At 54.3% G+C, this 20,914-nt stretch carries 22 protein-coding genes and 2 tRNA genes; 14 read left to right on the top strand and 10 right to left on the bottom strand.

The window, feature by feature from the left end; all coding sequences use genetic code 11:
• The first annotated feature begins 8 nt into the window (after nt 1-8).
• A complete protein-coding gene (locus NIG5292_RS02415; protein ID WP_048597773.1) occupies nt 9-1,586 on the top strand; it encodes an ABC transporter substrate-binding protein in 1,578 nt (525 codons plus the stop codon).
• Nucleotides 1,587-1,706: 120 nt separating this feature from the next.
• Here NIG5292_RS02415 and NIG5292_RS02420 read toward each other — a convergent pair whose 3' ends face one another.
• The 4 genes from NIG5292_RS02420 to fsa all read right to left on the bottom strand — a co-directional run bounded on the left by NIG5292_RS02420 (nt 1,707) and on the right by fsa (nt 4,938).
• Entirely contained in the window at nt 1,707-2,402 is a 696-nt protein-coding gene (locus tag NIG5292_RS02420; RefSeq protein ID WP_048597774.1) for a CDP-alcohol phosphatidyltransferase family protein, read from the bottom strand.
• Between the two features lie 52 nt (nt 2,403-2,454).
• Complete coding sequence (locus NIG5292_RS02425) at nt 2,455-3,399, bottom strand: tyrosine recombinase XerC (RefSeq protein WP_267884456.1); 945 nt, start codon at nt 3,397-3,399, stop codon at nt 2,455-2,457.
• On the bottom strand, nt 3,396-4,112 hold the full coding sequence (locus tag NIG5292_RS02430) for a DUF484 family protein (RefSeq protein WP_048597775.1): 717 nt from the start codon (nt 4,110-4,112) through the stop codon (nt 3,396-3,398). Before NIG5292_RS02430 ends, NIG5292_RS02425 begins: the two co-directional genes overlap by 4 nt.
• Before the next feature lie 172 nt (nt 4,113-4,284).
• Nucleotides 4,285-4,938, bottom strand: a complete 654-nt coding sequence (fsa, locus tag NIG5292_RS02435) for a fructose-6-phosphate aldolase (RefSeq protein WP_048597776.1) — start codon at nt 4,936-4,938, stop codon at nt 4,285-4,287.
• Nucleotides 4,939-5,011: 73 nt separating this feature from the next.
• On the opposite strand from fsa, the gene NIG5292_RS02440 reads away from it, so the two are divergent.
• The 4 genes from NIG5292_RS02440 to NIG5292_RS02455 all read left to right on the top strand — a co-directional run bounded on the left by NIG5292_RS02440 (nt 5,012) and on the right by NIG5292_RS02455 (nt 9,023).
• Nucleotides 5,012-7,207 carry a primosomal protein N' gene (locus NIG5292_RS02440; RefSeq protein WP_048598167.1) on the top strand — a complete coding sequence of 732 codons (2,196 nt, stop codon included), beginning with the start codon at nt 5,012-5,014 and terminating at the stop codon, nt 7,205-7,207.
• Nucleotides 7,208-7,285: 78 nt separating this feature from the next.
• Entirely contained in the window at nt 7,286-8,197 is a 912-nt protein-coding gene (locus NIG5292_RS02445) for a nucleoside hydrolase (protein ID WP_048597777.1), read from the top strand.
• A 98-nt stretch (nt 8,198-8,295) separates the two neighbouring features.
• Complete coding sequence (locus NIG5292_RS02450; protein ID WP_158441641.1) at nt 8,296-8,808, top strand: tetratricopeptide repeat protein; 513 nt, start codon at nt 8,296-8,298, stop codon at nt 8,806-8,808.
• A 129-nt stretch (nt 8,809-8,937) separates the two neighbouring features.
• A tRNA-Leu gene (locus NIG5292_RS02455) sits at nt 8,938-9,023 on the top strand.
• Nucleotides 9,024-9,092: 69 nt separating this feature from the next.
• On the opposite strand, the gene metG is transcribed toward NIG5292_RS02455, so the two are convergent.
• Nucleotides 9,093-10,817, bottom strand: a complete 1,725-nt coding sequence (metG, locus tag NIG5292_RS02460; RefSeq protein WP_048597779.1) for a methionine--tRNA ligase — start codon at nt 10,815-10,817, stop codon at nt 9,093-9,095.
• Between the two features lie 189 nt (nt 10,818-11,006).
• Here metG and NIG5292_RS02465 point away from each other — a divergent pair, with 189 nt between their 5' ends.
• Nucleotides 11,007-12,050: an aldo/keto reductase gene (locus tag NIG5292_RS02465; protein WP_048597780.1), complete on the top strand. Its 1,044-nt coding sequence runs from the start codon at nt 11,007-11,009 to the stop codon at nt 12,048-12,050.
• Between the two features lie 6 nt (nt 12,051-12,056).
• Here the strand turns inward: NIG5292_RS02465 and NIG5292_RS02470 are convergent, their stop codons facing one another.
• Entirely contained in the window at nt 12,057-12,743 is a 687-nt protein-coding gene (locus tag NIG5292_RS02470) for an NUDIX hydrolase (protein ID WP_048597781.1), read from the bottom strand.
• Between the two features lie 12 nt (nt 12,744-12,755).
• Nucleotides 12,756-13,139, bottom strand: a complete 384-nt coding sequence (locus NIG5292_RS02475; protein WP_048597782.1) for a DUF983 domain-containing protein — start codon at nt 13,137-13,139, stop codon at nt 12,756-12,758.
• Nucleotides 13,140-13,298: 159 nt separating this feature from the next.
• Between NIG5292_RS02475 and NIG5292_RS02480 the strand changes: the two genes are divergently transcribed.
• Genes NIG5292_RS02480 through NIG5292_RS02495 form a run of 4 tightly spaced genes read left to right on the top strand, consistent with a single transcriptional unit; the run spans nt 13,299 to nt 15,332 of the window.
• Complete coding sequence (locus NIG5292_RS02480; RefSeq protein WP_082136598.1) at nt 13,299-13,766, top strand: EF-hand domain-containing protein; 468 nt, start codon at nt 13,299-13,301, stop codon at nt 13,764-13,766.
• 57 nt (nt 13,767-13,823) lie between these two features.
• Nucleotides 13,824-14,426 (top strand): sigma-70 family RNA polymerase sigma factor, encoded by a 603-nt coding sequence (locus NIG5292_RS02485; protein ID WP_048597784.1) that lies wholly within the window; start codon nt 13,824-13,826, stop codon nt 14,424-14,426.
• Nucleotides 14,419-14,826 (top strand): hypothetical protein, encoded by a 408-nt coding sequence (locus NIG5292_RS02490; protein WP_048597785.1) that lies wholly within the window; start codon nt 14,419-14,421, stop codon nt 14,824-14,826. The genes NIG5292_RS02485 and NIG5292_RS02490 overlap by 8 nt, the downstream gene beginning before the upstream one ends.
• An 8-nt stretch (nt 14,827-14,834) precedes the next feature.
• Nucleotides 14,835-15,332 (top strand): periplasmic heavy metal sensor, encoded by a 498-nt coding sequence (locus NIG5292_RS02495; RefSeq protein WP_158441642.1) that lies wholly within the window; start codon nt 14,835-14,837, stop codon nt 15,330-15,332.
• Here NIG5292_RS02495 and NIG5292_RS02500 read toward each other — a convergent pair.
• Complete coding sequence (locus NIG5292_RS02500) at nt 15,321-16,703, bottom strand: diguanylate cyclase (protein WP_048597787.1); 1,383 nt, start codon at nt 16,701-16,703, stop codon at nt 15,321-15,323. The two genes, NIG5292_RS02495 and NIG5292_RS02500, sit on opposite strands and share 12 nt — an antisense overlap.
• Before the next feature lie 95 nt (nt 16,704-16,798).
• Between NIG5292_RS02500 and NIG5292_RS02505 the strand changes: the two genes are divergently transcribed.
• From NIG5292_RS02505 to NIG5292_RS02520, 4 genes are all read left to right on the top strand, one after another.
• On the top strand, nt 16,799-17,080 hold the full coding sequence (locus tag NIG5292_RS02505; protein WP_048597788.1) for a DUF3572 domain-containing protein: 282 nt from the start codon (nt 16,799-16,801) through the stop codon (nt 17,078-17,080).
• Complete coding sequence (locus NIG5292_RS02510; protein WP_048597789.1) at nt 17,071-17,787, top strand: HAD family hydrolase; 717 nt, start codon at nt 17,071-17,073, stop codon at nt 17,785-17,787. The genes NIG5292_RS02505 and NIG5292_RS02510 overlap by 10 nt, the downstream gene beginning before the upstream one ends.
• 163 nt (nt 17,788-17,950) lie before the next feature.
• Entirely contained in the window at nt 17,951-18,535 is a 585-nt protein-coding gene (locus NIG5292_RS02515) for a heme NO-binding domain-containing protein (protein WP_048597790.1), read from the top strand.
• A complete protein-coding gene (locus tag NIG5292_RS02520; RefSeq protein WP_048597791.1) occupies nt 18,501-19,568 on the top strand; it encodes a GGDEF domain-containing protein in 1,068 nt (355 codons plus the stop codon). The genes NIG5292_RS02515 and NIG5292_RS02520 overlap by 35 nt, the downstream gene beginning before the upstream one ends.
• A 39-nt stretch (nt 19,569-19,607) precedes the next feature.
• Here the strand turns inward: NIG5292_RS02520 and NIG5292_RS02525 are convergent, their stop codons facing one another.
• Together NIG5292_RS02525 and NIG5292_RS02530 are read right to left on the bottom strand one after the other, a co-directional pair.
• Nucleotides 19,608-20,627, bottom strand: a complete 1,020-nt coding sequence (locus NIG5292_RS02525) for a Fe(3+) ABC transporter substrate-binding protein (protein WP_048597792.1) — start codon at nt 20,625-20,627, stop codon at nt 19,608-19,610.
• 178 nt (nt 20,628-20,805) lie between these two features.
• Nucleotides 20,806-20,880: transfer RNA gene (locus NIG5292_RS02530), tRNA-Glu, on the bottom strand.
• Between the last annotated feature and the right edge of the window lie 34 nt (nt 20,881-20,914).

Consider the following 20,914-nt stretch of genomic DNA (forward strand, 5'->3'; position numbering starts at 1 on the left):
ACGATTACATGAAAACGACTACCGCTCTTTTTGCTGCCACTCTTTTGGCGTCTACCTCGCTGGCCTCAGCCGAAAGCCTGCGTTGGGCGCGTGCTGGTGACAGCTTGACGCTTGACCCCCATGCGCAAAACGAAGGTCCAACACACACGTTGGCACACCAAATCTATGAACCACTGATCATTCGTGACACAGCTGGCGCGTTCCAAGCTGCCCTCGCAACCGAATGGGCGCCCAAAGAAGGCGACGCAAATGTTTGGGTCTTCAAGCTGCGTGAAGGCGTGACTTTCTCTGACGGTTCTGCCTTCACATCAGAAGATGTTGTGTTCAGCTTCGAGCGTGCAAAATCCGAAAAGTCAGCCATGAAAGAGCTGCTGACGTCCATCGTGGAAGTGCGCGCCGTAGACGACATGACCGTTGAATTCGTAACCGATGGTCCAAATCCGATCCTGCCCAACAACTTCACCAACCTGTTCATCATGGACAAAGGCTGGACCGAAGCGAACGGTGTTGTGAACGTGCAAGACATCGCCAACGGCGAGACAACATTTGCGGCAACAAACGCAATGGGCACAGGTCCATACACTCTTGAAAGCCGCGAGCCTGACGTCAAAACAGTCCTGAAAAAGCGCGATGGCTATTGGGGCGCAGATGAGTTCCCACTGGAAGTGACAGAGATCGTTTACACACCAATCCAAAACGCCGCGACACGTGTTGCAGCACTTCTGTCAGGTGAGGTCGACTTTATCCAAGACGTGCCGGTACAGGATTTGGGCCGCGTTGATTCATCAGATGGCCTGAGCGTGAAAACAGCACCGCAAAACCGCGTGATTTTCTTTGGTATGGATCAAGGCAAAGCGGATCTTGAAAACGACAACGTAGAGGGCGCAAACCCACTGGCTGATGTCCGCGTCCGCCGTGCGATGTCTATGGCGATCAACCGCGATGCGATCAAACAGGTCGTTATGCGTGGCCAGTCACAGCCAGCAGGCATGATTGCACCGCCATTTGTTAACGGTTGGACTGCTGAAATGGACGGCGCATCTGCGACGGACGTTGAAGGTGCAAAAGCGTTGATGGCAGAAGCTGGTTATGCAGATGGTTTCTCCATTCAACTTGATTGCCCGAATGACCGCTATGTGAACGACGAAGGCATCTGTCAGGCGTCCGTTGGTATGCTGGCGCAAATCGGCATTACAGTTAACCTTGATGCGAAACCCAAAGCACAGCACTTCCCGCTGATCCAAAACGGCGAGACAGAGTTCTACATGTTGGGTTGGGGCGTGCCGACATACGATTCCGAATATGTGTTCAACTTCCTGACACACTCACGTTCCGGCGATCGTGGTTCTTGGAACAACACAGGGTTCTCTGATGCGGCGATTGATGCAAAAATTGTATCCCTTGCCTCTGAAACTGACCTTGCCAAGCGCAACCAAACCATTGCTGATATTTGGGCCGTTGTTCAGGAAAACCAGCAGTACATCCCGATCCACCACCAAGTGTTGAACTGGGGTATGAGCGATGCAGTCGGCACAGAAGTGTCTCCCGAGGATGATCCCAAGTTCAAGTTCTTCACAATGAACTAAAAGCGGACGCGGCTGAAACACCATCAGCCGCGTTTGTTTCTGGCATCAGAAATGACAAACGGCGGCCTTCATAGGGCCGCCGTTTTTTCGTGTCCAATGTCGCTGAAGTCAGCGGCGCGTTTACATGGTGTCTTTTTCAGTAACCTGCTGCACTGCACCGGCAAAAAGCAGATATAGCGTCGTCAGGATCAAGCCCCAGTAAACGACGGGCTGCAAATCAAACTGTACCCAAGCGGCCCATCCTGCAAAGAACGTCCACGCCAATGCGGTAGGCAGCGTGAGTGTCCGCCAACGCTTTGTGCGTACAGGGTGGACGAATTTTACAGGGGCAAACATGGCGATTGCCAGCACAATGACTGCGGCCAAGATGATCCAGTGCCCCGGTTGCAGCGCGAAGAAAACCAGCACTGCCATGTTCCAGCACCCTGGAAACCCCGAGAATGAATTGTCTTTTGTTTTCATGCGCGTATCGCAGAAATAAAGCGCCGATGTGAAGGTAATTACGATGATTGTGGCCCAGCCGGTCCACCCTTCGAGCAAACCTGATGTGAACAGCGCAAATGCCGGAATGAACACATACGTCAGGTAATCAATGATCAAATCCAGCAGCACCCCGTCAAACAAGGGAGCGTTTGTTTTGACGTCATATTTACGGGCAAGCGGACCGTCGATGCCATCTACAAAAAAGGCGACAACCAGCCATAAGAACATCATGGGCCAATCGCCCTTAACGGCCTCGAGCATAGCGAGCATTGCGAAAACAGCGCCAGTGGCGGTGAACAGGTGAACAGCGAGAGCTTTATTTTTAATAGACATTTGGTGGTGCTAATCGTTTTTTGCTAAATTGCAAAGCTTTCTTAACGCCTTCTCACCTTCGCGGGTGCGCGCGCTCGTAAACGTCCATCAAATGCGCAGTGTCGACTGCGGTGTAGGCTTGGGTTGTTGAAAGGGATGCGTGCCCAAGCAGTTCTTGAATGGCGCGCAAATCTCCTCCAGCCCCGAGCAAGTGGGTCGCAAACGAATGCCGCATGGCATGCGGGGTTGCGGTGGCAGGAAGGCCAAGTTGAAGCCTTGAGCGCTCCATCACTTTTTGAATGAGCCGTGGATTAAGCGCACCTCCACGCGCGCCTCGAAACAGCGCCATGTCAGGTTCAGATGGATGGGGGCAGAGTTTGATGTACGCGTCAACAGCCTCACGCGCAGCGCTTATCACAGGGACAATGCGTTCTTTGCCGCCCTTACCTTTGATGCGCAAAACATCTGCAAGCGGTGCGTCGCGTCCTTTAAGGCCAAGGGCCTCTGAAATACGCAGACCACAGCCATAAAGCAGCGTTACAACCGCCACATCCCGCGCCCCGATCCAAGCCTCGGTTGCCTGAACTTCAAGATTATCCAGAACTTTGACAGCCGCATCTTTGGTCAACGGGCGGGGTAATTTGTTTTGAAATTTGGGCGCGCGGGTTGACAGAACGGCGGTAGGTTCAAACCCTTCGCGCTCGGCCAGCCACGCATAAAAAGACTTCACCGCAGATAACGACCGGGCTAGCGACCGCGCACCAACGCCGCGCCCGCGTTCAAACGCCATCCAAGCGCGCATGTCTTGTACAGTGATCGCCTTTAGCGCGTTCAAGCCCTGTGGTGCGGCTGTGTGCTGGGTGATGAAAGCCAGAAAGCCAAGGATGTCCGCTTGGTAGGCTTCGGTTGTGTTCTTGGCAGCACCTCGCAGCGCTGTCATTTGGCTTAGAAACGTCGCAAGGGCCTCCGTGGCCGCCGGACTGATCTGAACGCCAAGGTGTGGTTTTTCTTGGGTCACGCGAGCCAGCGGCGCAGAGCGCGCTCAAAAACACCACCAAAGAACGCAAGCAAATCCGTGCCTTGCTGTGGTTTGAACATGTGCGGATCTTCCGCGCCCATCACCAACATTCCGCCAAGGCGACCTTTCCCAAGGTCCAGCTTTATGCAGGCCTCAGAACGGATCCACTCGTGCTTGTCGCCGTAAACGGCCGCACTTTTAGGGCTGACTTGACGCAGGGTAACAGTACGGCTTTCACCACCTTTGCCGGCTGTCACATAGTCCTCGATAAAGCCCGCTTCATGCACGTTTAATACATCTGCTAGTGTTTGCGCGGCCACTGTGCTGTCAGATTGGCTGCTTTCAAGAACAAGGCGGACACAATCTACGCGCAGGATTTCAGCAACCTCGCCGCCAAGGTTTTGCAAAAACGTCTCAAATTCTGTGGAATCCAGCATCCGCAAAATTGCGCGCTGTACTTGGTTGGTCCCCGCAAGGTTCTCATAAGCTGCGGCAATAACGCTGCGGTGGGTGTCTTCGAGCCGGTCAAGCCGTGCCTCAAGGCGCTCCATTGCAGCACCGCGCAGATCAACCACATTGGTACCTTGCCCACGATCGTTTGCGGCGACCAGCGCCATCATCACGTCATGATCCTCCAAAACCAGTTCGGGAGTTTCGATAATGGTTTTGCGCAGCGCCTCTTGGGCATCTGTCAGTTTATTTGTGTCAGTCATGGAACCTGCTCGTGCCGAATGCTGTCGTTGTTTTTTGCTCTTGTAGCATGGTTGCGCAGAGCCGTGCAGGGGGTTTTGTGCGCATATGGCTTTGACGCAACAAAAAGGCCGCACCAGCGTAATGCGGTACGGCCTAAATGTGTTTCTTCGCAGGCCCTAACAGGGCGAAATTTTAGACGATCTTGATGCCTGCGGCTTCAGCGTCTTTCATGAATGTCGCCAGACCAGCAGCAGTCAGCGGGTGACCTGCCAGCTTTTCGATCACTTCGGGCGGAGCCGTCATGACGTCTGCACCGATCCGTGCGCAGTCTGCCACGTGGTTCACTGTGCGGATTGAAGCGGCTAGAATTTCAGTCTCGTAGCCGTAGTTGTCGTAAACGGTGCGAATATCTTCGATCAGCTCAAGACCGTCGATGTTGATGTCATCAAGGCGGCCGATGAACGGGCTGATGAAAGTCGCGCCCGCTTTGGCAGCCAACAATGCTTGGTTGACCGAGAAGCACAAGGTGACGTTGACCATTTTGCCTTCGTCCGACAGCACTTTACACGCCTTAAGTCCGTCCCATGTCAGGGGCAGCTTTACAACGATGTTGTCAGCAATCTTGGCCAGCTCGCGGCCTTCTTTGATCATGTCATCTGCGGTCAGCGCCACAACTTCTGCAGACACTGGGCCGCTGACGATGTCGCAAATCTCTTTGGTCACCTCAAGGATGTCGCGGCCTGACTTTTTGATCAGCGATGGGTTGGTTGTTACACCGTCTACCATTCCGGTTTCGTTCAGTTTCGCGATTGCATCGATATCTGCGGTATCTACAAAAAACTTCATTGTGGCATCCTCTGGCTTGGCCTTTGTCGCGTCAGCGTTTACCCCAGTAGGGGCACGTTTGAAAGGGCGCAGCGTGGGAGAGCAAAGGTATTTTCAACAAGGCGAGATTGTGGGCGTTCTGCCTGCTGGTGCGCTCGACCGCGTTTTGGATTACAAAGCGCCGGAGGGTGGCTGTAGGCTTGGTGCGTTTGTTGAGGTGCCACTTGGGCCGCGCAAGATTGTTGGCGTTGTGTGGAAAGAAGGTGCAGGGACGTGGGATCCTGCCAAAGTGCGCTCGATCAAGCGGGTGCTTGAGGCTACGCCCATGCAGCCCAATATGCGTTCTTTTCTGACCCGTGCAGCGGAATATACTCTGACACCCATGTCTGCGATGCTGCGCCTTGCAACCCGCGCACCGGGTTTGGGCGACACGCCCGCGATGCGAAAAATCTATCGCCTTGGCGCAAATGTACCAGATCGTCTTACCCCAACCCGTGAACGGGTCTTGCAGGTGCTCAAGGACTATCCGTCTTTGTCTTTTTCGCTCAAAGAAGTGGCTGACATGGCGGGGGTTACACCGTCTGTTGTAAAAGGCCTGGCTAAGATGGGGGCTGTGGTCGAAGCAGACGCGCCCCGTGACACGGCCTATCCCAAGCTTGATCCGAGCTATGCAGGTAAAACGCTTTCACCGGATCAAGACGCAGGCGCGCGCCAATTGCGCAGCGCAGTTGCGGCAGGCAGGTATGGGACCACGCTTTTGAAGGGCGTCACAGGTTCCGGCAAAACCGAGGTGTATCTTGAAGCGGTGGCGGAGTGTTTGGCGCAGGGCCGCCAAGCTTTGGTACTGTTGCCCGAGATTGCGCTGACGTCGGAATTTCTAACCCGCGTTGAGGCCCGCTTTGGCGCGCGCCCCGCCGAGTGGCACTCAGGCGTGACCATGGCTGAACGCCGTCGTGCGTGGAAAATGGTGGGCGAGGGCGGTGCGCAATTGGTCGTCGGCGCACGATCTGCGTTGTTTTTGCCGTTTCAAAACCTTGGGTTGATCGTCGTCGATGAGGAGCATGACACCTCGTATAAACAAGAAGATGGGGTGCTGTATAATGCCCGCGACATGGCGGTGCTTCGCGCGTCAATTAGTGCGGCACATGTGGTTTTGGCCACTGCAACCCCAAGTTTGGAAAGCTGGGTAAACGCGGAGCAGGGCAAATATGCCAAGTTAGAGCTCAAAAGCCGCTTTGGCCCCGCTGTGATGCCCCAAATGCGCGCCGTTGATATGCGTGACCAGGACCTGCCGTCTGATCGCTGGATTAGCCCCGCTTTGGCGGATGCGGTGCGCAGCAGGATTGAAAAGTCAGAGCAGTCATTGCTTTTTATCAACCGTCGCGGCTATGCGCCAATCACGTTGTGCCGTGCGTGCGGGCACCAAATCGGGTGTGATGATTGTGACGCGCGCATGGTTGAGCACCGCTTTTTGAAACGCCTAGTTTGCCATCAATGCGGCGAGACAAAACCCATGCCGGCGGTGTGCCCGTCTTGTGAGGCTGAGGATAAACTCGCCCCCGTGGGCCCCGGTGTGGAACGTCTGACTGAGGAAGCCGAAGCGCTTTTTGAGGGCGCGCGTGTCGTTACGTTGTCGTCAGATCATTTTGGGTCTGCGCGCGCCATGAAAGAGCAAATTGAAAGCATCGCAGCGGGTGATGCGGATGTGATTATCGGGACGCAACTGGTGGCCAAGGGGCACAATTTTCCCAAGCTGACGTTGGTCGGGGTGATTGATGCGGACCTCGGCTTGCAGGGAAGTGATCTGCGCGCGGCCGAACGCACGTTTCAGTTAATGCGCCAAGTTGCAGGGCGGGCAGGGCGCGCAGAAGTTGCTGGGACCGCTTTGCTACAAACTTATCAGCCGGATCATCCGGTTATCCGCAGTATTTTGTCAGGGGACGAAGACGGTTTCTGGGCCGCAGAGGCCGCAGAGCGCGAAGCTGCAGGTGTGCCGCCTTACGGGCGCATGGCGGGGATCATCCTGTCGTCTGAAAACGTACAAGAGGTCTTTGATCTTGGCGCGGCCATGGCCCGCAACGATGGCCCGCTGCGCCAAGTCGGGGCAACTGTTTACGGGCCTGCACCTGCGCCAATCGCGCGGATCAGGGGGCGGCACCGTGTGCGGATGCTGGTTAAGGCCGATAAATCTGTACCCTTACAGGCGGCGCTATCGCGGTGGACTGCGCAGTTCAAAATACCAAATTCAGTTCGCTTGGCGATTGATATTGATCCGCAGAGTTTTTTCTAATCTCGCACGCACCCGACTGTGCATCCCAGTGAGCGTAAGTTGTTGTCAATTTGATGTGCGGGTTCTAGGTCTTTGTCTATGAAAATGATTATAGACACAGACCCTGGCGTGGATGACGCACTGGCGATTGCGCTGGCTTGCGTAATGGATGAAATCAAGCTGATTGGCCTGACGACGGTGTTTGGCAACACCTATGTTGAGCAGTCTGCCCGTAATGCGCGCTATATGCTGGACATGCTGAAACATAAGGCACCCGTGGCCAAGGGGGCGGCGTTTGCATTGGGCCGCGACAGTCATGACCCGTCTGATTATGTACACGGGCCCGAAGGGTTTGGCGCGCTCACGGATATTCCTCAAATTGGTTTTGATGATCCGCGCAGTGCGGCACAGTTTTTGGTGGATGCAGCGGCTGAACATAAAGGTGAGCTGGTCATTTGCCCCATCGGCCCACTGACCAATATCGCCCTCGCGCTTGAGCTTGATCCCAATTTTGCAGCTAACGTAAAGGACGTCATATTGATGGGCGGCGCTTATCAGCATGCGGGTAACATTACGCCCCATGCGGAGGCGAATATTTACAATGATGCCGCTGCGGCAGATGCGGTGTTTGCGAGCGATCTTAACGTGACGATGGTGGGACTTGATGCCACGATGCAAACTCTTTTGACGTGGGATGACTTTGTTCAGATGGGCAAAGATGCCCCGCGCGTTGGTGGGTTTATCCGCGATATTTCAGATTTCTACCTGCGGTTTTATCGCTCGATTGGTATTGAAGGTGGTTGTGCGATGCATGACAGTATGGCGGTTCTCGTAGCGGCATTCCCAGAGCGCTTCACTTTTGAAAACAGTGGCTTGCAGGTCATCCTTGAAGGGGATGAGTTGGGTCGCACCTGTGCTGATCCAAGCCGCAAGAAAACCCGCATTGCCATGGGCGTTGATACCTCGTGGGCGGTGCCTTACGTCAAAAGTGAAATTGCGCGCCTGTCGTAACGCTTGATTTATCCCGCTGCTGTGCCAGCTTATGGAACATGCGAGTACTCATTTCATGCACCCTGATCGCCACCATGATTTTGTATGCGGCGCCCGTGATGGCACAAACTGTGCCATCACACGTCTGCCCCGAGGTGCCCGACACCTTACGCGAACGCGGTGCACTTCATGCGGGGCTTTTGGAGGCGCCGAATGCAGCAGTTGCGCAAGTACTTCAAGCACAGCTTTGGGAAGAGTGGTTCAAAGCCCCTGATGCGCGGGCCAAAGACTTTCTGACCCAAGGACTAGCCCAGCGTGAAAGCTTTGAGTGGGCAGAGGCCGAGGCGACGTTTACGCAATTGATTGAGTATTGTCCTAAGTACTCTGAAGGCTGGAACCAGCGCGCGTTTATCCGCTATCTGCGGGAAGACTATGCAAATGCACTTCCCGATTTGGACATGGCGCTGAGCATCACGCCAGATCATATTGGTGCGTTGTCAGGCAAGGGGCTGACACTGCTGCGCATGGGGCGCGCGCGATTGGCGCAGGACACAATCCGCATCGCTGTCAGCCTCAATCCGTGGTTATCAGAACGTGCCCTGTTGGTCAAAGATCCCGCGACCGATCTATAGGCGCAAGGGTCTGACAGATAGCTGCCGGCGGCTTCGCTGTCAGGTTCGATGCATTCTGCGCAGATTATGCCTTTACCTTTGTTTTGCGGTCAGTATGTAGGGATCACCTCTCGCCCTGAAGCGACGCGTGCCTGCGTGGTGGAATGGTAGACACAGGGGACTTAAAATCCCTAGGCAGGAATGCCGTGCCGGTTCGAGTCCGGCCGCAGGTACCAGGTGTCAGGGCGAGGGGGCACCATAAGATCGCAAAACACGACGGTGCGCCCACACGCATGATTTAGCTTTTAGTCACGCGTGCCTGCAAACCGCTCGGACCATTCTGCGACCTGATCATCAGTAATTTTTGCGAACAACACATCGGGTACATTGAAGCCATGACCTTCAGGCAGCGCGGTTAGGGCCGTGCGGATATCTGTGGGCCACGCCATATCAAGGGTGTTCATATCTGCGCATACCCGTGCTGCAGCTGTTGGTATGAACGGCGCTGACAGTACTGCGTAAATTCGGATCAGGTTCAGTGCCAGTCGAATTTGTGCCGCAGCTTGATCGGGGTCCGTTTTGAATGTGGACCACGGTGCCACATCCTGCAGATACTCATTTCCTGCCGCCCACATTGCCCGCAATTCGGCTGCGGATTTGCGGACTTCCATGGCTTCCATATGTGCTTCGTAGGCGCGCAAACGGCTTTCCAATTCTTGGATCAACGCCTCTTCACGGTCGCCCCATGCACCACCTGCGGGGATGGTTGGTTCGAATTTAGAGTTACAGAATTTGGTGACGCGGCTGATGAAATTCCCCAACACATCTGCGAGGTCCTTGTTCACACCCCCCTGGAAACCGTCCCACGTAAATTCGGCATCGCTGCTTTCAGGGCAGTTGCTCAGGAGCCACCAGCGCCAGTAATCTGCGGGCAAAATTTCAAGTGCTTGGTCCATAAACACACCGCGTCCACGCGATGTTGAGAACTGTCCGCCGTCGTAGTTGAGATAGTTGAAAGACTTGATGTAATCCACCAGCTTCCAGGGCTCATTCGAGCCCATGATTGTGGCTGGGAAGCTTAGGGTGTGGAAAGGTACGTTATCTTTGCCCATGAACTGCGTGTAGCGCACGTCGTCGGCGCCTTTGTCAGTGCGCCACCAGCGTTCCCAATCGCTGCCTTTGCCGGCTTCAACCCACTCGCCTGCGCACGCGATATATTCGATGGGGGCGTCAAACCAGACGTAGAAAACCTTGCCCTCCATACCGGGCCACGGGCCGTCGGCGCGCATCACTGGCACGCCCCAATCCAGATCACGGGTGATGCCGCGGTCTTGCAAACCGTCCCCGTCGTGCAGCCATTTTTTGGCAATTGATGTGGTAAGAACGGGCCAGTCGGCTTTCTGGTTGATCCAGTTGTCCAACGTGTCACGCATCTTGGATTGCTTCAAAAACAAGTGCCGCGTCTCGCGGACTTCAAGATCAGTGCTGCCTGAAATGGTTGAGCGTGCGTCGATCAAGTCTGTTGGGTCAAGCTGCTTGGTGCAATTGTCACATTGATCGCCGCGTGCGCTGTCAAAGCCGCAGTTAGGGCAGGTGCCTTCGACATAGCGGTCAGGCAGGAACCGGCCGTCCGCTTTTGAGTAAACCTGCTCTGTCACGATTTCTTCGATCAAGCCTTCCTCAGCCAAGCGCTGAGCAAAGTGCTGGGTCAACGCGTGGTTTTGCGGGCTGGAAGAGCGCCCGAAATGATCAAATGACAGCCCGAAACCTTCGGCGATCTTGGCCTGTACTTCCCACATATCGGCGCAATATTCAGCAACGGGCTTGCCAGTTTTTGCAGCCGCCAGTTCCGCGGGAGTGCCGTGTTCGTCTGTGGCGCATAAAAACAGCACTTCTGCGCCGCGTGCCCGTTGGTAGCGCGCAAACAAATCCGCTGGCAGCTGGCTTCCCACAAGGTTGCCTAAGTGCTTGATCCCATTGATATATGGGATTGCTGAAGTAATCAGGTGACGTTTTGCTTGGCTGCTCATGTGGGGCGACATCCTACTGGAATACGAAAAATGTGGGCGTTGATCACTCCGTGTAACCGCCTTGGTTGACTTCCGCAATTACTGAGGCGGCCTGCGGTGGCCCTTTCCCTTTTGGTATCCGCGCATTAGCAATACTGAAACGTTTGTCTGGCAGTTGGGTCAGGCGCCTGAATTTAAGGAGAAGCCGCAATGAAATACGTCACTCTTGGGCGCACCGATCTGTCCGTATCCGCCCTTTGTCTGGGGTCTATGACGTGGGGGTCGCAAAACACGATTGAAGACGCCCACGAACAGATCAACACATCCCTCGCGGCAGGCATCAACTTTGTCGACACAGCCGAGATGTATCCGGTCAATCCTGTGAAAGCCGAAACCGTAGGGCGTACAGAACGTATTATTGGCCAATGGTTTGAACGTGTGGGCCAGCGCGCAAACATTATTTTGGCGACCAAACACTCTGGTGAGGGGCTCAAACACGTACGCGACGGCGCGCCGATTACGCCCGAGAGTATCCCGCAAGCCATCGAAGGTAGCCTGCGCCGTTTGAACACAGATTATATCGATCTGTATCAGTTCCACTGGCCGAACCGCGGCAGTTATATGTTCCGCCAAAACTGGAGCTACGATCCATCGGGGCAGAAACCCGATGAGGTGCGCCAGAATATGGCTGATTGCATGGGCGCACTGCAGAACGAGATCAAACGCGGCACCATTCGCCACTTTGGTCTTTCTAACGAATCTGCCTGGGGGATGTCCGAGTGGCTTAAGGCGGCGGACGCAACAGGTGGTCCGCGCCCTGTATCGCTGCAAAACGAATACTCTTTGATGTGTCGCCTTTACGATACCGATCTGGGTGAGTTGTCGTGCAACGAAGACATCACCTGCTTGCCGTTTTCGCCGCTGGCAGCGGGTCTTTTGACCGGCAAATATCAAGGGGGTGCGATCCCTAAGGGCAGCCGGATGGACCTGAATGGTGATTTGGGCGGGCGTAAATCAGCGAATGGTTTTGCCGCTGTTGATACCTATCTGAAAATTGCAAAGAAGTTCGGCCTTGATGCAACGCAAATGGCGCTGGCGTGGTCAATGCAGCGTCCTTTCAAGACGTCTTCGATTTTTGGTGCAACAACGATGGCGCAGTTGGAGAATTCTTTGAAAGCCGCGGATCTTGTTCTGTCGGATGAGGTGATGACGGCGCTTGATGTAGCGGGTCGTGCGCATCCACAGCCGTACTGATGCGCGTTAGGTGATTGGGTCGATCAATGGGCGGACAATGTTGCGGTCATCCGTGTTGTCCATGAACATCGGGTAGGCGGGCCATACCTTGCGCGTCACAAATCTTTGCACCTCTGCCAAGACCACATCAGTGACAAATGGTAAATCCAGCTGCCGCGCCTCGGCCAGTGGGACCCAACGCAGATGCGATAACTCGTCTTGCGCGCGATCAAAAAAATCTGGGTCAGTGCCCAAGGCATCTGCATTCGCCACAAAAAAACGCGCATCGAAACGCCTTGGGCGACCTTGCGGTGTGATCGCCCGAAATATGAAGCGCAAATCGGTGCCGTTGGGTACGTGACCTGTCTGCGCATAGCTTGCCCATCCCTCGGGGGGGTGATCGGTTGGCCAAGTTCCAACGCTTCCTAAAATCTGACCAGTTTCCTCCCAAAGCTCACGGATTGCTGCTGCGGCTAACGCGGGGGGGGGCACGTCACTCGCATCACGTGCGCCGGTTATCTGTCCTTGCTGCGCTACCTCTACATCGTAGTCATCCTTATCAACCGCACCACCGGGGAAGACAAATTTAGAGGGCATAAAAGCTGCTGCCGCACCCCGTTGGCCCATCAAGACTGCTTGGCCGTCATCTGTTTGCCGCAGCAAAATAATGCTTGCCGCGTCTTTGATTGGTGTGTTGCTGGGGCTGCCGCTCATGACATGCGCACGTTAATCGCGTGAGAAACCATGCATGCGCTTGGCCCACTGTAGGCCGACAATTGCCCCTTTAAGGCGGGGTAACAGGTAAAGTGATAAAGCTACACATCCAACGGAAAGGCTTGTTGCCAAAATCAGGGGGTCAGGCTGCCAATGCGTAAATGCAATGTGCAAAAACGGCGCCATTACGTGGCCAACAATCAAAATGGTTAAATATGCAGGTCCGTCGTCGGCGCGGTGCCCGCTTAAGTCTTGCTGGCAATTCATACACGAGCTGTCGACAGTCAGATATCCTTTGAACATATGCCCGACGCCGCATTTCGGACAGCGGCGTTTCCAGCCTCTGATCATTGCTGGCTTCGCGGGGCGTTCGGCGACGTCGTAGGTATCTTTCATTGTGTCGGCCAATCATTCAACTGCTGAAGTTTGCTTTATTACACGGCTGTCCGCTGTAGCGAAACAGCGCATTTCTAATCGCGTCCCCATGTCGCGGAAATTGGGCTTTGGAAAATAATTTCCGCATTTTGCGACGGAAACTTTGGGGTCTACCGTTTGATGAACATAACCGCCCCGAAATACCGATGGGGCACATCAGAGAAGAAAGAAGTAACAATGTCTCCCATTACCAAAATGAGCCTCGCCCTTGCCGCAGCACTGAGCCTGACAATTGGCATAGCCGAAGCACGCAAAGGCCCACCAGAGCCGGTGGCGTTTGAAGTGATTGATTTGGACAGTGACGGTCAAATTACGGCGCAAGAAATGAGCGAGCACCGCAGCACGCGCGCGGCTGATCGCATCGCCAAGATGTTTGAACGGGCAGACGCCAATGAGGACGGTCTTTTGAGCGTTGAGGAAATGCAGGCTGTGGCGCCACACGCAAAGAAAGGGAAAATGCGCGGGTTTGGGCGGATGGATGCAGATGCGGATGGCGCGATAACCAGACAAGAATACGAAACAGCTTTGGCAGCGCGAGCGGAGCATTCAAAGCAGGGTGGCAAGCACAAGGGACACCGCGGCGAGTAACAAATGGCGCAGACGCGGTCTTGTTGCAGGTCTGCGTCTGCGTCACGGTGATATTGGATGACAGCGCTTCCGAAACATACGCCAGAGATCATGCATGAACATGATCCAAACGCTTCACTTCTCGCGGCTTATGTTGCGGGAGACGTCCATGCAGCGGCGGCTTTGACGCGGGCGGTAACGCCCATGATTTATGCGTTGGCTATGCGGATGCTGGGCGAGCAAGCTGCGGCGGAAGATGTGACACAAGATGCGATGTTGCGGCTGTGGCGCCACGCGCCCAAGTGGGAGTACGGTCAGGCTAAAATCTCAACGTGGCTCTACCGTGTGGCGTCTAATTTATGCACGGATCGGTTGCGCGCGCGGCGGGACTTTGTACCGGCCGACGCGGTTGCTGAAGTCGTGAGTGATGATCCATCCGCGGCTGATGCGCTGCAGGCGCAGGTGCGGGCAGCAGCACTTCGAGACGGCATCGCACAACTGCCTGAACGCCAAGCCAAGGCTGTGGCGCTCAGACACCTAAGTAATTTAACCAATCCAGAGATTGCCGAAATCATGGAGTGCAGAGTTGAAGCTGTGGAAAGTTTGATCGCCCGCGGGAAAAGACAATTGGCGGCCATGTTGGCGCCTCAAAAGGACGCGTTAGGATTTATGGATGACTGATAAATCGAGATCTAAGCCCCTAGATGCCGCGCAGCTGGACACCTTGTTTGAGGCTGCATCAAATGTGGAAATTGCACCGACAGAGGCTCTTTTAGCGCGACTGACTGAGGATGCTGTTGAGGTGCATGACGGCGCTTTGGTTGCTTCTTCGGAACAAAACGCCAAAGGCGCATCGCTCAAAAACACACTACAAAACCTGTGGCAGGAGATGGGGGGCTGGCGTGCGCTGGGTGGCCTGACGGCAGTCTTGGCGATTGGCGTCATGATCGGGTTTAACCCACCAGATGTTGCCATGGCTTCTCTGCAAGATCTTGGTTTAGTGGCCAGTGACGAGGTGTTGCTGGTCGGGCTTGAAGGCGATTGGTTTGGATTTGACGCGATTGAAGGGGCAGAAGGATGACTGAGCAAATGAAAAAACGAGTGAGCCCTAAATGGCGAGTAGCTTTTTTCGTGTCTCTGGCTGGAAACATTGCAATTTTAGGGATCGTTGTTGGTACTGTTCTTGGCGGTGAGCGTGGCGCTCATGGGCGGTTTGACGGGGCAAGGTCTGCTGCGCGTATGGGGCCTGTGGGTCAGGTTGTGCGGGCATTGCCACGTGAGGATCGACGCGCACTTGGGCAAGCCATGCGGCAATTGCGCGATGATAGCCGCGCCAGTTTCGGCACGCCGGCTTCGCAAATGGACGCATGGATAAGCGCTTTATCTGCGCAACCATTCGACGCTGCGCGGCTGAGCGAGCTGATTGCAATAGGCCGGGCAAGCCAAAATGCACGCGGTCAACTTGGCGGTGATTTGTTGATCGAGAAAATTACGGCGATGAGTGATGCAGAACGCGATGAATTGGTCGAAAATTTGCGTCGGGACCGTGAGCGCGGTTTTGGGTCCAAAAGTGGTTTAGGCCGCTGATCGCTGGACTGTGACTTGGTTGCGGCCGCCTTGCTTTGATAAATACATCCCGCGATCCGCTTGGGCGATCAACATATGCACATCTGGCTCAGTCGCGCTGAGGCCGCCCAAAACCATGCCAATGCTCACGCTGATTTTGAGAGGGGTGTGATCTGCGGCGCACTCGATGCGGGTGTCAAAAATAATCCGCCTTAGCCGGTTGGCCGCCGCGCGCCCCTCATCAAGGTCTGTGGCGGGCATTGCGACCAAAAACTCTTCACCACCGATGCGAGCAACCAGATCAATGGCGCGCAAATTGTCCCGTAGCCGATTTGCCACTTCGATCAGGACTGCATCGCCGACAGAATGCCCAAATGTATCGTTCACCAATTTGAAGTGATCGAGATCCAGCAGCATGAGGGTAAATGGTTTGTTCGTTGCCAGTGCTGTTTCTTGCATTCGTTCAAGGTGGGGAATGGCGTAGCGGCGATTATAAAGGCCGGTTAGTGGATCACTCACAGCCGCACGCAACCCATCGGCCACGCGGTTGCGCAGGTAGGCACCCGCTTGTGCGCGGCGACCTTGCCGGCCAAGGCGCAGGGCTAATTCTTCTTGGCTGCAGTTTTGGCTGACCACATCATCCGCACCCAGATCCAGCGCGAAACTTACGATGGCATCTTGGTGCATCGGCAATACCAGCACGATTGCCGCGTGACGGGTGCTGCTGCGGCTGCGTAAGTCCGTAATGACCGAAAGATCGCAGCCCGCGCCCAACTGCGGTGGTGTTACTAAAAAGATGTCAGAAGCAGCAACGCTTTCATGCTCAGGATCGAAATTATTCCACATAAATGTCTGCGTATTGAATTGGTTGCTACGTTTAAGCTGTTGTTTGGTATGGCATAAAGCCTGCGCGTCAGGTGACAGAACAGTTAGGTTCATGCGGCGCTCAAAAGTACTGATGGGTTCTGCAAAACCTAAAACGCGGTCCGTATCTTCGCGTAGGCGTGCTTCCTCGCGTGTGGTTCTTGCCCGCATGACGCGGCGGATGCGCGCCAACAGATGCTGATCGGCAACAGGACGGAAAAGGACATCCTCGGCGCCTGCACGCAAAACATCTGTGACGATAGAACCATCGCCCTCGGCTGCCAGAATAAGTACCGGTACGCTGGCAAGCGCGTGATCTGAATTGATATGCTGGCAAAGCTTTTGAGCGGTCATATCACCGCAGTCAGGAGCACAGATCACCAGATCGGCACCTTGTTTGCGCAGAATGCGCAGAGCGTCGTGTCCATTCTCCGCAAGCATCACATCATAGTTTGCCCGCGCGAGCCGCACTTTCAGAACGATACGGTTTGTGGCGACTTGATCAATGATGAGAATGCGTTCAGTCATAGCGGGGCGATCACTAAGGTTAATACGGTTAACTCTTTGAACGCTAAAAACGTTAACAAACCATTATTTGTAGTAAACTTTTAAAGGATTGCTTCATGATTTCGCAAGATGCTGCCGAAACGTTAGGGCTTAAGGCTTTGGCATTCCTGATTGGCGATGAGGATTTACTGCCAGTCTTTATGGGGGCGAGCGGTGCTAGTGCGGATGACTTGCGAACCCGCGCATCGGAGCCTGAGTTCTTGGGGTCAGTTTTGGACTTTTTGTTGATGGATGATGTGTGGGTCATCCGTTTTGGCGATGCAGCGGATGTCAGGTATGATCAAGTGATGCAGGCGCGTGCAGCCTTGCCGGGCGGGGGGCAAGTGCATTGGACCTAAGCCATATTCGCGGAATTGTGTTTGATAAAGACGGAACGTTATTCGGTTTCAACGCAACGTGGACCGTCTGGGCCAAGACGTTTTTGACCGACCTTGCCAAAGGTAATTTACAAATTGCCACAGACTTGGGGCAGGCCATTGGCTATGATTTTGAAGCTGAAGCGTTTCTGCCGACCAGTGTTGCGATTGCAGGAACGCCAGAAGACATCGCCGACGCCCTGTTGCCGCATGTGCCGGATCGATCAAAGAAAGACCTGATCTGGGTTATGAATGTGGCCGCAAGCGAAGCACCTCAGGCAGAGGTCACGCCTTTGGCTGCGTTTCTGTCTAAATTGCGCGATCGGGGCCTTATGTTGGGCGTGGCTACAAATGATGCTGAGATGCCGGCGCGCACGCATTTGCGTTCAGCCAATATTGAAGGGCAATTTGCATTTATTGCGGGATCAGACAGCGGGTTTGGCGGGAAGCCGTCAGCGGGTCAACTGCAGGCGTTTTGTCAACAAGTGGGCCTGACGCCAGACGAGGTTTTGATGGTTGGCGACAGTTCTCATGACATTGCAGCGGGCCGCGCGCTTGGCTGTTTGACATGTGGTGTTTTGACCGGATTGGCAGCACGCAAAGATTTGGAGCAGATTGCTGATTTTGTATTGCCTGATATTTCGCATCTGCTTGTGGCATTGGGAAAGGGCATAGAGGCTGACCAATGAATTCGTTCATTGCTCCCTGTGAAGTGTGCCTAGGGTGGCTCAGACCCTTTAACGCCAGATGAACGGAAACTGGATTTTAGCTCTATAAATAAAGACAATTTGAAGTGTTGAGGGCATGTTAACTTAGCCCATGCATAGCTGTCTCCAGCAGTCTGGAGGCGGTATGCACGGGTTAATAAATCGGTCAATTCAGTGTTTTATACGTGACGCGTACGGCGTGTCTGCATGGCAAGATGTTGTGCGTCATGCTGATCTGCCTGTGAGTGAATTTGAGGCAATGTTACATTATGATGACGGGTTGACCGAGAAAATACTGATGGGCTGCGCTAAGGTGCTTACCCGTGATGTTGAGGATGTTCTCGAAGACCTTGGAACTCATCTGGTCAGTCATCCCACGACTGAACCGCTGCGACGCTTGCTTCGGTTTGGTGGGTTCGATTTTGTTGATTTTCTGCTTTCGCTTGATGAGTTGCCTGATCGTGCGCGGCTTGCTGTTGCTGATCTGGAAATGCCGATGCTGAGTGTTCGGGACTGCGGAGCTGGCGCCTATACCTTGCAAATACGGGGCGCAATCCCAGGGTTCGGCGCAGTCTTTGTGGGTATTTTGCGCGCGATGGCGGATGATTACGGTGCTTTGGCGGTGATTGAGAGGCGTGCATTGGATGATCGGTTTGACGCACTTGATGTGCGCTTGCTTGACGCGGGTTTTGCCGATGGGCGCAGCTTTGATTTGGCGCGAGGGGCCTGAAATGAATGTTGCGGTGTCCCCTGCGTTTGATGTTGTTTCAGTCAACTTACTCCAGACGCTTTTACCTCTGCACATCGTGGTCTCGGATGGCGGTTTCATTACCCAAGCAGGGGCTACGTTAAGCAAAATTTCAGGTGATGGCTCGTTAGTTGGTGAATTGTTCGACGATGTATTTGAGGTGATCAAACCGGCTGGTCTGCAGGGGCGTCGCGCTCTGTTGGCGACAGTTGGGTCTGCGGTTCATCTGCGCTTCAAAAAGCCACCCTACACGCGTCTCAAAGGCGTGGTTGCGGTTGACCACCGCGAAGGGCTCACGGTTTTGACGCTGTCATTTGGGATTGGCGTTGTGGATGCTGTCCAGCGCTTTGGTTTGACGAGCCGCGATTTTGCGCCGAATGATCCAACGATTGAGATGCTCTATGTCGTGGAAGCAAAGTCTGCTGCAATGAACGAGTCGCGAAAGCTAAACGACCGGTTGCAGCACGCTAAACTTTCAGCAGAACACGACGCGCAGACGGACCCGCTGACCGGGCTACATAACCGCCGTGCGCTTATTCAGGTTTTGGAAAGTGCCATTTCTGCTGCGCGGAAGTTCACTTTGATTCATATGGATCTTGACTACTTCAAAGCTGTTAATGACAGGCTCGGCCATGCGGCGGGTGACGCCGTGCTGTCAGCGGCAGCTGGTGTGATGCAGTCGCATTTTCGCGGCTCAGACTGCATTGCGCGCACGGGCGGCGATGAGTTTGTCGCGGTCATGATGGATACGACAGATGGCAATGCAGTTAAGAAACTCTGTGAAAGATTAATCACTGCAATTGAGGTCCCAATTGAAGTTGATAGTAACTCGGCCGCAATATCGGGGAGTATCGGGTTTACCTGTTCTGCCCAGTATAATGTGCCGCAGATTGGACGCATGATGAACGATGCGGATCACGCGCTTTATGCGTCAAAGCGTGGCGGACGGGCCAGGGTAACTCAGTTTGAGGGTCTGAGTGACGGGGCTACAAAAATGAACGGTGGCCCCTCTTAGGGCCACCGCATCTTGATCGTACTTAGTGCCTGAGTAACGCTATTCCCAACCAACTTTCGCAAATATTTTTTGCGCGGCAGGGATTTGTTTTGCGACTTTGCTAAGATCGACAGCGTCCGCTTTGAAGTCATCAAGCTTTGCTACTGATGGTGCAAGGTCGGTGCCCTTAACGGCAGGGTATTCATCGTTGCCTGCGGAGAAATAGACCTGTGCTTGATCGCTGGCCAGATATTCCATGAACTTGACTGCGTTGTCTTTGTTCGGTGCATGTTTGGCAACGCCTGCACCAGATAAGTTCATATGTGCCCCGCGACCGTCTTGGTTTGGAAATACCCAGCCAATTTTGTCGATGCTGTCAGAGACACCTTTAACATCACGGCGGATCGCGCGTGCAAAGTAGTATGTGTTGGATATGGCAATCCCGCATTCACCGGAAACGACACCGCGAATTTGGTCAGTGTCACCGCCCTGTGGGTCACGCGCCATGTTGGCGACCACGCCTGTCGCCCATGAGGTGGCGGCTTCTGGACCGTCGTTTTCGATGATCGAAGCGAGTAGCGTTTGATTATACGTGTTGGTCGAGGAGCGGATGCAAACGAGGCCTTTGTATTTGGGGTCCGCCAAATCAGCGTAAGTTTGCGGTGGGTTTTCTACAGTCGCTTTGTCGTAGAAAAAGATGCGCCCGCGCTGTGAGAAGCCGAACCATTCGTTGTCACTGTCTTGAAGGTTGGCAGGGATTTTTGCTTCAAGCACGTCGCTATCGATGCTTTGCAAAATGTCTGCATTTTTGGCGCGCTCAAGCCGAGATGTATCAACAGTCAGCAGAATATCGGCCGGTGAGTTGGCGCCTTCGGCTTCCATGCGGGCGATTAGCTCGTCTGCTTTACCCTCGATACGGTTGATTGTGATGCCAGTTTGGTCCTCGAAATCCGTATAGAGACGTTCGTCTGTATCATAGTGACGCGAGGAGTAGAGGTTCAGTTCCCCATCTGCGAAAGCTGGAGCCGCCGTAAGGGCGGTAGCTGAAATAAGTACGGCGCGGAGCGCGAAAGCGGCCATTGGTCAGGGTTCTTTTATATCTGATTATTTTTATCGGATACATCGGAAGGCTAATTCAGCGCAAGTAAAAACTTATAAAAAAAGGCAGAAATAAAGTTGAGTACACAAAAACACCAACGAGCGCGGAAAACTACGCTGGGTTCTCTAGTATAATGCTGTTTTGGGGGGAGGTTCCGCATGGCAGCCCGTAGGGGAATCGAACCCCTCTTTCCAGGTTGAAAACCTGGCGTCCTAACCGATAGACGAACGGGCCACTGTGCGTGAGGGGTCAATAGTGCAAACTGCTG

Origin of the sequence: Nereida ignava (assembly GCF_001049735.1) — a bacterium.
In the GTDB taxonomy this organism is placed as follows: Bacteria; Pseudomonadota; Alphaproteobacteria; order Rhodobacterales; family Rhodobacteraceae; genus Nereida; species Nereida ignava.